The organism is Spirulina sp. LEGE 11439 (genome assembly GCF_059821285.1).
Genome location: NZ_JCAMRX010000013.1, coordinates 19,536 through 34,599, shown reverse-complemented (window position 1 = coordinate 34,599; position 15,064 = coordinate 19,536). Strand labels below are relative to the sequence as shown.

The 15,064-nt window shown below is 44.0% G+C and carries 14 protein-coding genes; 10 read left to right on the top strand and 4 right to left on the bottom strand.

All coding sequences use genetic code 11. The features are described from left to right. The first annotated feature begins 123 nt into the window (after positions 1-123). The 5 genes from typA to AC6RV6_RS11355 all read left to right on the top strand — a co-directional run bounded on the left by typA (position 124) and on the right by AC6RV6_RS11355 (position 8,322). On the top strand, positions 124-1,917 hold the full coding sequence (gene typA / locus AC6RV6_RS11375) for a translational GTPase TypA (protein ID WP_500240954.1): 1,794 nt from the start codon (positions 124-126) through the stop codon (positions 1,915-1,917). Positions 1,918-2,316: 399 nt separating this feature from the next. Next, on the top strand, positions 2,317-2,979 hold the full coding sequence (locus AC6RV6_RS11370) for a hypothetical protein (RefSeq protein ID WP_500240953.1): 663 nt from the start codon (positions 2,317-2,319) through the stop codon (positions 2,977-2,979). Positions 2,980-2,998: 19 nt separating this feature from the next. Continuing rightward, positions 2,999-3,430 (top strand): DUF7689 domain-containing protein, encoded by a 432-nt coding sequence (locus tag AC6RV6_RS11365; RefSeq protein WP_500241032.1) that lies wholly within the window; start codon positions 2,999-3,001, stop codon positions 3,428-3,430. Between the two features lie 261 nt (positions 3,431-3,691). Further along, a complete protein-coding gene (locus tag AC6RV6_RS11360) occupies positions 3,692-5,071 on the top strand; it encodes an efflux RND transporter periplasmic adaptor subunit (RefSeq protein ID WP_500240952.1) in 1,380 nt (459 codons plus the stop codon). 68 nt (positions 5,072-5,139) lie between these two features. Continuing rightward, the gene (locus tag AC6RV6_RS11355) at positions 5,140-8,322 is read left to right on the top strand and encodes an efflux RND transporter permease subunit (RefSeq protein WP_500240951.1); all 3,183 of its coding nucleotides are present in this window, start codon (positions 5,140-5,142) and stop codon (positions 8,320-8,322) included. 195 nt (positions 8,323-8,517) lie between these two features. Here AC6RV6_RS11355 and AC6RV6_RS11350 read toward each other — a convergent pair whose 3' ends face one another. Next, complete coding sequence (locus tag AC6RV6_RS11350; RefSeq protein ID WP_500240950.1) at positions 8,518-10,050, bottom strand: DGQHR domain-containing protein; 1,533 nt, start codon at positions 10,048-10,050, stop codon at positions 8,518-8,520. 223 nt (positions 10,051-10,273) lie between these two features. On the opposite strand from AC6RV6_RS11350, the gene AC6RV6_RS11345 reads away from it, so the two are divergent. After that, positions 10,274-10,600, top strand: a complete 327-nt coding sequence (locus tag AC6RV6_RS11345) for a hypothetical protein (RefSeq protein ID WP_500240949.1) — start codon at positions 10,274-10,276, stop codon at positions 10,598-10,600. Between the two features lie 7 nt (positions 10,601-10,607). Further along, complete coding sequence (locus AC6RV6_RS11340; RefSeq protein ID WP_500240948.1) at positions 10,608-10,796, top strand: hypothetical protein; 189 nt, start codon at positions 10,608-10,610, stop codon at positions 10,794-10,796. A gap of 29 nt (positions 10,797-10,825) precedes the next feature. Here the strand turns inward: AC6RV6_RS11340 and AC6RV6_RS11335 are convergent, their stop codons facing one another. Genes AC6RV6_RS11335 through AC6RV6_RS11325 form a run of 3 tightly spaced genes read right to left on the bottom strand, consistent with a single transcriptional unit; the run spans position 10,826 to position 11,709 of the window. Beyond that, positions 10,826-10,987, bottom strand: coding sequence for a hypothetical protein (locus AC6RV6_RS11335; protein ID WP_500240947.1), 162 nt, complete (start codon positions 10,985-10,987; stop codon positions 10,826-10,828). A gap of 29 nt (positions 10,988-11,016) precedes the next feature. After that, positions 11,017-11,370 carry a DUF5615 family PIN-like protein gene (locus AC6RV6_RS11330; protein ID WP_500240946.1) on the bottom strand — a complete coding sequence of 118 codons (354 nt, stop codon included), beginning with the start codon at positions 11,368-11,370 and terminating at the stop codon, positions 11,017-11,019. Positions 11,371-11,376: 6 nt separating this feature from the next. Then, the gene (locus AC6RV6_RS11325; RefSeq protein WP_500240945.1) at positions 11,377-11,709 is read right to left on the bottom strand and encodes a DUF433 domain-containing protein; all 333 of its coding nucleotides are present in this window, start codon (positions 11,707-11,709) and stop codon (positions 11,377-11,379) included. A gap of 37 nt (positions 11,710-11,746) precedes the next feature. Here AC6RV6_RS11325 and AC6RV6_RS11320 point away from each other — a divergent pair, with 37 nt between their 5' ends. From AC6RV6_RS11320 to dndC, 3 genes are all read left to right on the top strand, one after another. Continuing rightward, the gene (locus tag AC6RV6_RS11320; protein ID WP_500240944.1) at positions 11,747-12,004 is read left to right on the top strand and encodes a hypothetical protein; all 258 of its coding nucleotides are present in this window, start codon (positions 11,747-11,749) and stop codon (positions 12,002-12,004) included. A 103-nt stretch (positions 12,005-12,107) separates the two neighbouring features. After that, complete coding sequence (locus AC6RV6_RS11315; RefSeq protein ID WP_500240943.1) at positions 12,108-13,361, top strand: DNA sulfur modification protein DndB; 1,254 nt, start codon at positions 12,108-12,110, stop codon at positions 13,359-13,361. A gap of 95 nt (positions 13,362-13,456) precedes the next feature. Further along, on the top strand, positions 13,457-15,061 hold the full coding sequence (gene dndC, locus AC6RV6_RS11310) for a DNA phosphorothioation system sulfurtransferase DndC (RefSeq protein WP_500240942.1): 1,605 nt from the start codon (positions 13,457-13,459) through the stop codon (positions 15,059-15,061). The last annotated feature ends 3 nt before the right edge of the window (positions 15,062-15,064 follow it).

Here is a 15,064-nt window from a genome sequence, read left to right as displayed (position 1 = left end):
CAATCACCAATCACCAATAACCAATAACGATCTATGAACTTTTGTTACAAAACGATTTATAATATAAATTAATAGTAGAGCAAATCTTAAATCTTCCTTACAACCGGACAAAAAAGCACCATCATGTCTCTTCCCATTCGCAACGTCGCCATTATCGCCCACGTCGATCACGGTAAAACAACCCTTGTCGATGCCCTGCTCAAACAGTCTGGAATCTTTCGCGAAGGGGAAGAGATTCCGGACTGCGTGATGGATTCTAATACTTTAGAACGAGAACGAGGAATTACCATTCTCTCAAAAAATACTGCTGTTCGCTACCAAGAAACCCTGATCAATATTGTCGATACTCCCGGTCACGCAGATTTTGGCGGAGAGGTCGAACGAGTGTTAGGAATGGTGGATGGTTGCATTCTCATTGTTGATGCCAATGAGGGACCCATGCCGCAAACTCGCTTTGTGTTGAAAAAGGCATTAGAAAAAGGCTTACGTCCTATTGTTGTCGTCAATAAAATCGATCGCGAGAATGTCGATCCCGATGTGGCGATCGATAAAGTCTTCGATCTCTTTGTCGAGTTGGGCGCAGATGACGACCAATGCGACTTTACCACTCTGTATGCTTCTGGCATACAAGGATTTGCCAAAGAATCCGTAGAAGACGAAGGCGAAGATATGCAGCCCCTCTTTGAGGCGATTTTACAGCACGTCCCCCCCCCAGCCGGAGATCCGGAAAAACCCCTGCAATTGCAAGTCACGACCCTCGATTATTCGGAATATTTGGGACGTATCGTGATTGGTCGCATTCACAACGGTACGATCCATGCCGGACAACAAGCGGCTCTCACCAAAGATGATGGCTCGATCGTGAAAGCAAAAGTTGCTAAATTAATGGGCTTTGAAGGGTTGGCACGAGTGGAACTCAAAGAAGCCAGCGCCGGGAATATCGTCGCGGTATCCGGGTTTGCCGATGCGAATATCGGCGAAACGATTACTTGTCCCGACGAACCGAAAGCGCTACCGTTAATTAAGGTGGACGAGCCAACCTTACAAATGACTTTCTCGATTAATGACTCGCCTTTTGCAGGGTTGGAAGGGAGTTTTGTGACCTCGCGGCAACTGCGCGATCGCCTTTATCGCGAGTTAGAAACCAATGTCGCTTTGCGAGTCAATGATACGGATACCCCAGAGAAATTCCTCGTTTCCGGACGTGGAGAACTTCATTTAGGCATTCTCATTGAAACCATGCGTCGGGAAGGATACGAGTTCCAAGTTTCGCAGCCACAGGTCATTTACCGGGAAGTCAACGGACAACCCTGCGAACCGTTTGAATACTTGGTTTTAGATGTCCCTGAAGCTGCTGTTGGAACCAGTATCGAACGTTTGGGACAGCGCAAAGGAGAAATGCAAGATATGCAGGTGGGAGCCAACGGACGCACCCAACTCGAATTTATCATCCCGGCTCGCGGTTTAATTGGGTTTCGCGGTGAATTCCTTCGCATCAGTCGCGGTGAAGGGATAATGAACCACAGTTTCCTCGAATATCGTCCCATGATCGGGGAATTGGAAACCCGTTACAACGGGGTTATTGTGGCGTTTGAGGAAGGAGTTGCAACATTCTATGCGATGAAAAATGCAGAAGATCGCGGCGTTTTCTTCATCACTCCCGGTACGAAAGTCTACAAGGGAATGATTGTGGGAGAACACAACCGACCCCAAAATTTAGATTTGAATGTCTGCAAAACCAAACAGTTAACCAACCATCGTGCGGCAACAGGGGATGAATTGGTACAATTACAATCTCCTGTCGATATGAGTTTGGAAAGGGCATTAGAATATATTGCCTCGGATGAGTTAGTGGAAGTTACCCCCGATTCTATCCGCTTGCGGAAGTTGAAAATGAAGAAATTAGCCAAGCGCTAATTTGTTTAGGTCATGAGTTATTGGTGATGGGCAATTAGTAAGATTCCCCATCACCTTTTATTTTTGGTGATGCGATCGCATTTCTTTGAAAGTTTTTGGAGAAAAGGGTTTTACTGTTGTCACAGTATTTTCTCTCATATTAAATAGAATAAAGTTTCAACTTAAGGACATATGTTTTTAATTATCATTTAAATAATAAAAATAAGGTTGTCTTGACAAAAATCGGGTAAAACTAGACTATAATTACATTAATAATATATCAAATACAAGCAATTCTTTGTAATTGATAAATAAAAATTATCAATTGAGGTGGATTTTTAGACAACACCTTCCCTCAGTCTCACATTTTTGTGATAAATGGTTTGAATTGCTCACTTGTTGTTTTCGGAGAAATCAATTATGTCTACAGCAGTAGCAATCTTAGAACACTATCAACTTAACTTTGAGCAACTCGACAATATTAATCACCGAGTTGCTTATCCGTCCAAGTTCCGGATTCTTGGACGCAATATTAATAAAGCAACACAGAAAATTCAAGAAAACTGGTTTGATTTTTCTGAGGGCGATCGCCAAAAATTGCGAAATACTGCCTATGACTTAATTGAATCCGATCGCGATAATATCAATTTATTCGATCGAGTTTTAGCGTTTTTCTTTTATTTTGTCGTTAAAATTACAAGACAAGAAAAAGACTTAATGTACTGCGTTGAGGCATTAGATAATTTTGTCAAGGCCATCTTGGATGCTACAGAGATCGCGCAACCTACTGAAGAAACTCGCCAGAAATTCACCGATCTTGCTTCTCGATGGATTCAAGAAGTTGAAGGATTGTCCTCAACTGTTGAGATGGCAAAGCATCCTCTTTATCAAGAAATTATCGAGATGGGAGAGAAAGTAATTCCTCTATTATTGGAAGATTTACAACAAAACCCACTTTATTGGTTGTCTGCTTTGCGTCAGATTACCCAAGAAAATCCCGTTTTACCAGAACAACGTGGAAAAGTTAAACAAATGGCAGAAGCATGGTTAAATTGGGGAAGACAAAAAGGTTATATTGCTTGAGTGTTCAATGGAATAAGCCATCCATTTAGAGTTACGTTATCCGAATTTAGCACGGACGCAATATACTGTTACCAGTCCAAAATCCCAAGAATATAACTGTTTTGCTTGGGTTGCAGGCGATCGCGAAAGATGGTGGCAACCGACACCGGGTGATGAGTTTTATTGGGTAGAAGGCGTACCGAGAGAAGAAACATTATCTGCTTACATTCAAGCCTATCAAATATTAGGTTATGTACCATGCGAGAGCGAATTTTTCGAGTCAGGTTACGAAAAAATTGCACTTTATGTTGACGCTCGCGGCATTCCCACCCACGCAGCCAAACAATTACCCAATGGGAAATGGTCGAGTAAACTGGGTTGGTTGGAAGATATCGAACACGAATTAGAAGGATTAATCGGCGATCGCTATGGTCAAGTTGGGCAAATTTTACGACGAGTCAGCAGACAATAACCAATTTCTTTTTCTTATCTGTATATCTTATCTATCTGAGATCGATTACATCACTTATATACCAAGTTCCAAATTGCCCAATAACTTAACTCAAGTATAGAAAAACGCGATCGCCACATTTCTAGATTTACCCCTTGACCGACTGGTCGGTCAATCTTTAAACTGAAATAACATCCCCAGTCGTTCCCTTAACTCGTTAAGATTAACAAAAGTAAAAAAACATTAAGATTCTTTTTAAATTTCCGTTTCCCTACCCCCTCCATGTTTAAATCTACATCCTCTCCCGTGCAATGGCTCATCGGCAAACTTCCCGTTTTCATCGGCATCGGGATCGGTCTGGCGATCGCCATTCTTGTCGGGCAATTCATTTCCCCCTCGGTTTCAGAGCCGCAAACTGCATCGAACTCAACAGAAGCCCCAGCAAAGCGATCGCGAGGTAAAGCCCAGAGTATCACCGCCGCCGATGCCGAACTAACCCCCGTTAATCGCACCCTAGAGGCAACCGGGACGGTTAATGCGTTTGAACTCATTCCCGTATTATCTCAAGCCACCGGACGGCAAATCATGCAGGTTTTGGTGGAGGAAGGAGCAGCCGTTAAAGCCGGGCAAACCCTTGCCATCCTCGATAGTACCGTCCTGAGAGCGCAACTGACCCAAGCTCGAGCCAGTGCCGCCCAAGCTGAAGCGCGTTTAGCCGAATTGCGGGCAGGCAGTCGGGCAGAAGAATTGGCGCGGGGTCGAGAAGGGGTGAGAATTGCAGAAGCGGGAGTCGTACAGGCACAATCGGATTTAGATTTAATTAAACGGCGGGTGGAACGGAATAAATTTTTAGAAACCGAAGGCGCGATCGCCCGCGATCGCCTCGATGAGATCTTAAATCAAGAAAAGATTGCCGAAGCCAACTTATCCCAAGCCCAAGCACGCTTGCAGGATGCCAAAGAGACCTTGAGAGAATTGCAAAAAGGTCCTCGTCCCGAAGTGATTACCCAAGCCCAAGCGCAACTGGCACAAGCGCGAGGACAGGTACAGTTGATCTCTGCCCAACTCAAAGATACTCGCGTGGTTGCCCCTCGAAGTGGCATCGTTGCCGAACGGAATGCCCGAGTCGGGGATATTACCTCCTCTTCCGATCGCCTCTTCACCATCATCGAAAATGGTCGTTTAGAACTCCTCCTCAACATTCCCGAAACCCAGATCCGGCAAATCAAATCCAATCAACCCGTCCGCATTACCTCCGATGCCAATCCCGATTTGCGGTTGATCGGACGAGTGCGAACCCTCGATCCCCTCGTCAACGAACAATCTCGCCAAGCCACCGTTAAAGTCGATTTGCCGAGGACGGGAGGATTAAAACCGGGAATGTTCCTGCGGGGGGCGATCGTTACCTCCGCCGAGTCGGGAGTGACTATCCCCTCCGGAGCCGCCCTGCCTCAAAGTGACGGGAGTGCCGTTGTCTTTCTCATCCAAAGTGATGAGACCGTTGTTTCCCAACCCGTCACCCTCGGGTCGGTATTGCCCGACGATCGCATCGAAATCCTTGAGGGCTTAACCCCGGGCGATCGCGTTGCCGTCAAAGGCTCACCTTACCTCAAAGATGGCGATCTCGTAGAAATTGCCAGCGAATCTCTCATCACTGAATAAGTCCCCCAATCTTCCCTCGATCGGGAGAGAGCGGCAAGTCAACCTATAACCTATAACCAACAAAAGAAATGTCCTTCCACGTTTCCGCTTGGTCGATTAAAAACCCCGTTCCTACCCTCGTAATGTTCCTCATTTTGAGCATTGTGGGGCTATTCTGCTTTTTTGGTTTGGGGATCGACTCCGAACCCAATATTGATTTTCCTCTCGTGCAAGTGACTGTCACCCAACAGGGGGCGGGACCGGTGGAAATGGAAACTCAGGTCACGAAAAAGGTTGAAGATGCCGTAGCGGGGTTGGGAGATATCGACCAAATTCAATCCGTTGTCACCGATGGGCGATCCAGTACCACTATTCAATTTCTCCTCGGTACCGATAGCGATCGCGCCACCAACGACGTTCGCAATGCCATTACTCAAATTCGCTCCGATCTGCCCCAAGCTGTCAACGAACCGACGGTAGAGCGCTTGGAATTCGTTGGCGGCTCGATTATGACCTATACGGTTTCTTCCGATCGGCGCAGTGTGGAGGAATTAAGCGACTTTGTAGATCGCCAAGTCGATCGCGCCCTCTCGAGCGTCCCCGGGGTTGCCAAAATCGAACGGTTGGGGGGAGTCGATCGCGAAATTCGGGTAAATTTGAGCGATCGCCGCTTACAGGCTTATGGAATTACTGCAACAGAAGTCAATACGCAAATTCGCCGCTTTAATATCAACTTACCCGGCGGGCGATCGGAAGTAGCAGGAGGAGAACAGAATATTCGCACCCTCGGCAGTGCCAAAACCGTCGAAGATTTAAGCAATTATCCCATCGTTCTTCCTGACGGGTCTACCACTGCCCTCTCTAATTTAGGGGAAGTCGTGGATGATTTCTCCGATCCGAGACAAGCAGCATTTTTAAACAATCAACCCGTCGTTGCTTTTTCCGTCTTGCGGAGTACGGGGACGACTTTGGTTACAGTGGAAAAAGGGGTGATTAAGGAACTCGCCAAATTTGAGAAAACCATCCCAGAAGATATTCAATTTCACCTCAATTTTACGCGAGGGGATGAGATTCGCATTTCCTATAATTCCACCTTTAGCGCTTTAATCATCGGTTCGGTTTTGACTGTAATGGTGGTGGGAATTTTCTTGAAAAATTGGCGCATGACTCTGATCACGGGGTTAGCCTTGCCTCTCTCTATCATTCCTACCTTTTTGGTCATGCAGGTATTGAATTATACCCTCAATGGCATGACTCTGCTGGCGTTGGCGTTGGCAATGGGAAATTTGGTCGATGATGCCATTTGCATGATTGAAAACATCGATCAGCATTTGCGAATGGGGAAAACGCCCTTTAAAGCCGCGACGGATGGGGCAAAGGAAATTGGTTTGGCGGTAATTACGACCACGGCAACTATTGTGGCGGTATTCCTTCCCGTGGCATTTATGGGGGGCATTCCGGGGCAGTTTTTTCAACCTTTTGGGGTCACGGTAACCGTTTCGACCATGTTTTCGACCTTGGTGGCGACGACAATGACTCCAATGTTGAGTGCTTATTTACTTAAGCCCAAAAAAGCAACAGGTAATGGAAATGGCAATGGCAATGGCAATGGCAATGGGAAATTAAGCAATCTGCGATCGCTAGAACCTTATCGAGAGGAATTACAACAGACGATTTCTACGACTCCTCCCAAACGCCGTCGTATTTATCGCAGTATGCTCACTTGGGCGTTGCGCCATCGCATTACGACTTTACTCATTGCTTTGGCTTTCTTTATTGGCAGTTTGCAATTAATTCCTTTTATTCCTACGGGTTTATTTAATAGTGGCGATATGGGGTTGAGTCTCGTTTCGGTGGAGTTGCCACCGGGATCGACTCTCGAGGAAACATCGGCAGTGTTGCAAAAAACGACGGCTTTATTGTTAGATAATCCCGCAGTGGATAATGTTTTAGCCAGTGCGACGGATGTTGATTCCGGAACCGCTTTTATCAATTTAGTGCCGAAATCAGAACGGGTTCACCGCTTTGTTTTCGAGCAAGAAATGCGACAAATTTTTCAAAAAATACCGGGGGCGCGAGTCTCTTTTCAGTCTCAAGGGGCTGGGGGAAGTACGAAGGATTTATCGATTCTTTTAAAGGGGGAAAATCCTGAAAGTTTGGCGCAAACGTCGGAAGCCTTAGAACGACAAATGCGGGAGATTCCCGGATTGGTCGATGTCACTTCTAGTATCAGTTTAGTGAAACCGGAAATTGTCATCGATCCGAATCCCGATCGCGCGGCAGATTTGGGGGTATCTGTAGAGGCGATCGCGCAAACGGCTTCTCTGGCGTTGATTGGCGATACCGAGTCCAATTTAGCTAAGTTTAATTTAAGCGATCGCCAGATTCCCATCCGGGTTCAAATTGACTCGGATCGGCGCAAGGATCTCGAAACCTTACGAAATTTGCGGGTACCGGGTTCTAACGGTCAACTCGTCCCTCTCTCTGCGGTGGCGACCATTCGTTGGGGAAGCGGACCGGCGGAAATCAGCCGTTTCGATCGCAGCCGTCAGGTTTCCATCGATGCGAATTTAGAGGGCTTATCTTTAGGGGATGCGATCGGGATAGTACGGGAATTACCGGCGATGCAGCTTCCTCCCGATGTAACGGAAGAACCTGTCGGCGATGCGGAGATCATGCGAGATGTCTTTTCGCGGTTCTTAGGGGCGCTATTCTTGGCAGTTCTCTCGATCTATGCGATTTTGGTCTTGCTTTACAACAATTTCCTCTATCCTTTTGCAATTTTGGCTGCTTTACCGTTATCTTTTGGCGGTGCATTTTTGGGATTGTTGGTGACGCAAAAAGAGTTAGGTCTCTTTGCTTTAATTGGTATCGTTCTCTTAATGGGATTGGTGACCAAAAATGCCATCTTGTTAGTCGATTTCACTTTGGATGCCATGCACCAAGGGAAACCTCGCTTTAAGGCATTAATTGAATCGGGGGTTTCTCGTTTCCGTCCTATTATTATGACTTCGCTTTCGACGGTGGCGGGGATGACTCCCATCGCCCTCGAGTTTGGCGGTGATGGAGAGGTCAGAAGTCCGATGGCGATCGCGGTGATCGGCGGTTTTACCACTTCGACGTTATTAACGTTGGTGGTGATTCCGGTGATCTTCACCTACGTTGATAATATCGTGCAGTTTATCTTGAATCTCTTTGGACGAGGGCAAAATCCAGAACGTTCTGAAGATTTATCCGAGGAAACGCCGGAGGAAGCGATCTTGAAACAGTGAACGGTTATTCAGTTATCAGTTATCAGTTAAGTAGTTGGACTTAAATTTTGTTCTCTGTGTAAAGAAGTGTAAATAGGCTATACCCCCTTCTGTTCCCCGTTCCCTGTTCCCTGTTCCCTCCTTTACACTGTTAACTTTGGTATTGTCCAACTACTTATCAGTTATCAGTGAACGGTAGGGTGAGGAATTCTTGCCCTACAATGTTTGGGGTAAGTTAATTTCTTTGGGGTGAACCCATTTGCCGGAGAGGGCGATCGCTTTGTCTTCATCGACGGTTCTGGCTTTGGCAAAGGCGGTTTTTAATTTAATTAATTCAAATTCATCTTCTTGTCCGGCTATCAAATACACGATTAATTTCGTGGCTAAATCTTTACCGGAAACTTGAATTCGTTTTTTCAAAGGATCGTAGAGTACGCCATACCAGATCGATGCGGGAAAATCAATTTTGCTAAAACCTTCTTCGGCATCGTATTGACTGAGTTTGAGAAAAATATCGTGTAAATTGATGCGTTTTTTGTAAACTAAAAAGCCGATCGCTTGGACGAGGGCAATTTGACCCACGGGACGGAATAATATATTTCCTTGTCCTCCTCCGACATCATGATGAAAGCGTCGCAGATCGGGGGTTTCTTTGCGGGTGAGTTGTCGATAACTGGGAAGGTCTGCGAAATAATCAAAGAGGATTTTAAATTCTTTTTCTCCGTCTTTTAGTTCTTCTTCCTCGGGACGCAGAGGCAGGAGTCCTTTATCAAGGGGCTGCCAGTGGGAGAAGGGATAGGAGAGGTAGGCGCGTGCCATGTCTTGCAAGGCTTGCAGGGTGGTGAGAACGGTGGATTTGGCGGCGACGGTGGCGCTGTCCCAATTGACGCGGGGTTTGCGTCCTTTTTTAAATAAGGGGTGCTTGAGGGCGGTGCGACGGGCGACGAGGGAGAAGCCGTCATCTTCGTTGAGAAGGGCGAGTTGACCTTTACTGAGGCGGGCGGCGGTGAGGTTGACGTGAACGAAGATCGACCGGATGCGGCGGCGTGCCTCTTCTCGGGTTTCCCCTTGGATGACGGCGGGAATGAATTCGATGCCGATGGTTTCTTGGGGGAGAGTTTGCAGGTATGCGCGATCGAGTTCTTGGGAGGGGTCATCGATCGCGATCGCAACGCCGGTCGTTTTCTTACTCTTTTTATATTTTTCTAGCCTTCCCGTTTGGATCAGTTCCATTAAGCCCTGAATGCCCATGAGTCGGTGCTGGCCGTCGAGGGCAAAAATATCGATGTCTGCGTTGAGGGTGAGGAGACCGAGGTTATGGTTGCGATCGAGAGGGTCGAAGAGGGCGGCGGTTTCTCGGGCGCGTCCTTTTTCGTCCCATTGGGGGGCTTTGGGGTCGTCTGTCCAAGTGGGGTGGAGGACGGCGAGAAGGGCGGGAAATCTGTGAATTTTTCGGGTGGCGAGGTATTGGGTGAGGGGTGCCTGGCGCGACCAGTCGAGGGAACGTTGTTGCAGGTTTTCGGCGGTGTCTGAGTCGGGGACGATCGCGAAGGTTTCGGGGTCAATTTTCTGGCGGAATAGGGGGAGTTGGGCGGCAAACTGCACGCGATCGCTCAACCATTTCAGGGTGACGGTGCTGAGGTAGGCCTCGGTATTCCCCATTTGAGTTTTTTGGACGAGGAGGCGATCGCTTTGGTCTAGGCAGCGATCGAGGAGTTGGCTCAGGTTTTGGCGATCGGTATCGTTCATGAATTGGTTTTAGCACTGATTTTTATTGTTTCACGGGAGGGTTTTGAAGGGCGAAAAAGTTTTTAAAAACTTAATGACAACGAAATATAAATTTGACTTGACTTTTTGGTAATTTTGTGTTGCGAGTTGGTTTTGTTGGTAAGGAATGCGATCGTAGGAAAGAGAAAGGGATATTCTCGATAATAGGCTATACTAAGTTCCTCTCAATGTTTTTCCGGCTTTCATGTCCGATCTTTTTATTACAATTCGCAATCAAAATGGCACGGCGATGTCTTCTGTCGAAGAAACGATATTTGTTGCTATCCTGACAAAAGAAGGAACGACGATTGCTCAAAAACCCGTTCATTGGCTTTGGGCAGATGCTCAATTTCCAGACCTTCCTCCTGACGAATATACTGCGCTCGCATTTCATCAATCTGTCAATCCACCAGAAGCAAGATATAGTGTTACATTGGAGGTAGGAGAACTCCTAGAAGTTCGATTTATTTATCTCGAACCAGAACGACAATTACTTCGAGTGCAAGTGAATCGCTTTCCTTTAGATAGTTAATCGAGCAATGAATACCGAGTTATTAGATTTTATTAATGATTCTGAGTCTCTTCGCGCTTATCGCCATCGCGTCCGCATTTTTGTTCGGGATCTCGAAGGAGAAAAAGACCCTAAAAAACGGGCAAAATTTGCCAGATATTTAGCAGAAGCAGCAACAACTTTGGCAAGATTGGAAACGGAAGCCGCAGGGGAGTAATTGACAAGCGATCGCTAGAAATTTAGTTATTATTGTGGTTTTTGTCGTGCTAATAAGCGATCGCGGTAAGGAAAAGGCGATCGCACTTCTGTTAAGAAATGAAACAATATCTTGCTTTTTGGGCGATTTTGTGTTGCGAGTTTGCTTTGTTGGCAAGAGATGCGATCGTGTTGAATAGAAGGCGATCGCATCCCTTTCTAATTCTTCAGCTAGAAAGGATTTATCTCAAAGGAAGAAATCTAATTTGTCCTTCCCATTCTTCTGCAAAGCTACACTCGGAAATTAGGAGAATTTCCTCAATTGCTAGACCCACTGAAACGCGACGGTTAATTTCAAAAACTCCAGGCATTGATAGCTCTGCTGCAATGCGATCGTAAGCAAAACTTATCATTGTTGCGACATCATGAGTTAGAACAATTCGTCCTTGTTGTGCTGCCCATTCTAAGACAGTTGGATCGTCTGCACCAGACAAGTTTACATCTTGAACGCGAACAATATCGATATTGGGATTTTGACGAAGAATACCGCGAATAATTTGATTATTCAAATTCTCGTCAGCGAGGAATTTTATCATTGAAGATCATCCTTGCTGTTTTTTTCGTGCAAGTAGGCGATCGCGAACTCCGACAGGATTAAAACGGTTTTCAGCTTCTTGATGAATTTCGGCAGCAAGGTGTTGGCGTTCTAATAAATAAGCATCTACTTCTGTTTTATGTTTCAGGTAATAAGCAATCGTAAAATAAACATCGGCAAGTTGCAAAACAGGATATTGAGTGACAATTTCTTCGGCGGTTGCTCCTTCAAGAAAGGTATAAATCACGGTATCTAAGGTAACGCGAGTTTGACTGACGCGCACGACTCCATCTAGATTCATTTCAAGGGGAGTCGATTCGTTAACAATGGCTAGATTCATTGGCGATCGCAGGTTCTTTGTTCTCTATCCTAACAAATTGGCGATCGCACTTCTGTTAAGAAAAGAAACAATATCTTGCTTTTTGGATGATTTTGTGTTGCGAGTTGGTTTTATTGGGCAGGGATGCGACTATTTTTATGAGAAGACAGCCTCACAGAATAAGGAAGCAGAAAGAAAATACGCAGCTTCTTTTTTAGTCTTTATTTTTGCGCTTGCAGTCGTTATTAGGGCTGCAAATATAAAAATCAGTCTTTTTTTTGATTTTTTGTTGACAAAACGAGAAAATAAAGAGTAGACTAACTATAGTCAGTAAAAATAAAAGCAAGTTTTTCTGAGGAATGTACTTCAATGTGAAACTCGGAGACTCTGTGTGTATTCAAAAAATAGTGAGGTAATCAATGCTACAAACAGAACTACCTACAATGACGATCAATAACGGTCATCAAAAATCGTCTGCTGCTCATATTATTACTATGCCTAATCAAAAGGAAGCCCAAGAGCAAGCCTTTGCAGATGCTTCAACTTCTGGTGCACCTGTTTTTCTTTGTCATATCTATGAACAAGGGAATCGAAAGCATTTAACTTTTTCTTTGCCTTTTAACCAATTATTACAAATGGCAAAATTAAATAGTGCGAAAACTAAAGAGAATAAAAATGATGCAGAGCAATATGTCAATCGACCTCTAATTCGTCAACATGTTGATGATATTGCAAAATATTTATTAGAAACAGAGAATTATATTCTCCCACCTTTTGTTTTTAATTCAAGTACACCAATCAAAGTTTTTGCTTTTGGCACAGGAGCAGTACAATTTGGTTATGCAATTATACCCAGTAACGTTATGTTGTATGTTACTGATGGACAACATAGACTCAAGGCAATTGAAAAAGCAATTGAAGAAAGAGACTCTTTACGAAATGATAGTGTAACTGTTCTAGTTGTTCAAGAAGAAGATATCGAGCAAATCCATCAAGATTTTGCAGATTGTGCAAAGAATAAGCCTATTCCACCTGCACTTTTAGCAACATTTGATACTAGCAATATTTTGTCAAAACTAACGCGACAAATCAATAAAACTTTAGTGGTTTTTAATGGACGAATTGATAAGATTTCTAAAAGTGTTGGAAAAGATCCTAACAATTTATTTACGATGAACCAACTGCGTGTTGGAATGGCTGAGTTTTTATTTGGCTCTTCACGTAAACAAGTCATTGAATCTCGATCTGAGCAGAGTAAAGAACAATATAAATTTCTTTTGGATCAAGCCCAAAAATTTTATATGGAATTTGCTCAACATAATGCAACATGGAAACTGCTATTAGAGCCTGCTTCAGAAACTGTCAATCTTGATCTATATAGCTTGAGGCAAGAGAGAATTGATTTTAACACCGTTGGGTTTCAAATTATTAGTCGTGTTGGTCACTATATCTTTTTTAAAAATTCCTTTGATGAATATAAAAAAAAGATGTTGATTCAAACACTTGCTAGTCTGGATTTTCATCGAGATGCTTCTTTATGGCAAAATAGTGTTGTCATAGAAGACGATAAAGGTAAAAAAAGAATAGTTGCACAAATGGCCGCTATTAATCGAGGAGTAAAAGAAACACTTGCAGAAGTTGAAAGATTAAGTGACGTACTTTTAGTTCCTTAACTTTTTTTGTCTTATTACTCCTTTCTTTTGCGATAAGGTTAGCTAACCTTATCGCTTTGTCATCATCAAATCCTAAAGGTTTCCGTTAATGAAATATGACTACTAATCAATTGTCACTATTACCTCAGCGCTCTGTTGCAGAATTTTTTGAAAACATTAAAAAATTAACTGAAGAAATCAAGCAATTTTATCTTCAAGACGAAATCCCTTTTGTTGTGGGATGGAGTGGTGGAAAAGATAGCACTGCAACTCTACAACTTATTTGGTATTCTATTGCAGAACTTTCTGTAGAAAAACGCAAAAAGCCTATTTATGTTATGACTACCGACACACTTGTAGAAAATCCTATTATTTCTACTTGGGTACAACATTCTATTAAGCGAATGAAAAAAGCAGCTATAGAGCAAAAAATGCCAGTAAAGCCTTATTTGTTATATCCAGAGTTAAAAGAGAGATTTTGGGTTTGCCTTATTGGTAAAGGGTATCCTGCGCCTAGAAATAGATTTCGCTGGTGTACGGATAGATTAAAAATCCAACCATCTAATCGATTTATTCGTAATGTTGTGCGTGCAAATGGTGAAGCAATATTAATTTTAGGAACTCGAAAAGCTGAAAGCTCTAAACGAGCAGCAACAATGGAAAAATATCATACAGATAGACAGCGAGATCGAATTAATTCAAATAACGCTAGTTTACCAAATTCATGGATTTATAGTCCTATTGAAGATTGGCGAAATGATGAAGTATGGATTTATCTTATGCAATTAAAAAATCCTTGGGGAAACAACAATGACGATTTATTATCTTTGTATCAAGGTGCAACAGCAGATAATGAATGTCCATTAGTTGTAGATAGTTCTACTCCAAGTTGTGGAGGTTCTCGATTTGGTTGTTGGGTCTGTACAATGGTTAGTAAAGATAAATCAATGGCAGCAATGATTCAAAACGATGAAGAAAAGGAATGGATGAAACCTCTTCTAGATATTCGGAATAAACTAGAGCTTAAAAATGATCGAGAACGTCGAGATTTTCGTCGTATTCATGGTAATGTAGAACTTTTCGGTCAAGAAACAGTTGAACCAATTCCCGGACCCTATACTAAAAAATGGCGGGAAAAATGGTTGCGAAAGGTTCTCGAAGCACAAGTACAAATTCGTGAGACTGCACCGCCGGAAATGCGAGATATTACCTTAATTACACCAGAAGAACTGAGCGAGATCCGGCGGATCTGGCTCGAGGAGAAACACGAATTCGATGATAGTTTGCCGCGTATTTATGAGGAAGTAACCGGAGAAAAGTTTAACGATCGCAGCAACACAACCTCTCAAACCGATACCCCCCTCCTAGGAGCCGACGAATGGAGTATCCTCAAAAACCTGTCGGAGGACGACGATATGCACTTTGAACTCACTACCCGACTTCTCGACATCGAACGCCAATATTACACCAAATCCAAACGTAGCGGCATTCTCAAAGACCTCGAAAAATGCTTTGATACCAGTTCGCGATCGCGAGAAGAAGCCATCCAAAACGCCTACCACCAACGAGATATCAAAGAAGCGATCGACAACGCCGACGTAAACACCCTGCAAAAACTCACCAGCGAACAGTTACCAGTGAATCATGAATCATCCCTAGAAGAGAAACAACAAACATGGGCAGACTTTAAATTTCCCCCACAACTCCCCACTGATAACTGATAA

Coding starts and splice junctions, on each gene's coding strand:
- typA (WP_500240954.1), top strand. CDS start 124: ATGTCTCTTCCCATTCGCAACGTCGCCATTATCGCCCACGTCGATCAC.
- AC6RV6_RS11370 (WP_500240953.1), top strand. CDS start 2,317: ATGTCTACAGCAGTAGCAATCTTAGAACACTATCAACTTAACTTTGAG.
- AC6RV6_RS11360 (WP_500240952.1), top strand. CDS start 3,692: ATGTTTAAATCTACATCCTCTCCCGTGCAATGGCTCATCGGCAAACTT.
- AC6RV6_RS11355 (WP_500240951.1), top strand. CDS start 5,140: ATGTCCTTCCACGTTTCCGCTTGGTCGATTAAAAACCCCGTTCCTACC.
- AC6RV6_RS11350 (WP_500240950.1), bottom strand. CDS start 10,050: ATGAACGATACCGATCGCCAAAACCTGAGCCAACTCCTCGATCGCTGC.
- AC6RV6_RS11345 (WP_500240949.1), top strand. CDS start 10,274: ATGTCCGATCTTTTTATTACAATTCGCAATCAAAATGGCACGGCGATG.
- AC6RV6_RS11340 (WP_500240948.1), top strand. CDS start 10,608: ATGAATACCGAGTTATTAGATTTTATTAATGATTCTGAGTCTCTTCGC.
- AC6RV6_RS11335 (WP_500240947.1), bottom strand. CDS start 10,987: ATGCGATCGCCTTCTATTCAACACGATCGCATCTCTTGCCAACAAAGC.
- AC6RV6_RS11330 (WP_500240946.1), bottom strand. CDS start 11,370: ATGATAAAATTCCTCGCTGACGAGAATTTGAATAATCAAATTATTCGC.
- AC6RV6_RS11325 (WP_500240945.1), bottom strand. CDS start 11,709: ATGAATCTAGCCATTGTTAACGAATCGACTCCCCTTGAAATGAATCTA.
- AC6RV6_RS11315 (WP_500240943.1), top strand. CDS start 12,108: ATGCTACAAACAGAACTACCTACAATGACGATCAATAACGGTCATCAA.
- dndC (WP_500240942.1), top strand. CDS start 13,457: ATGACTACTAATCAATTGTCACTATTACCTCAGCGCTCTGTTGCAGAA.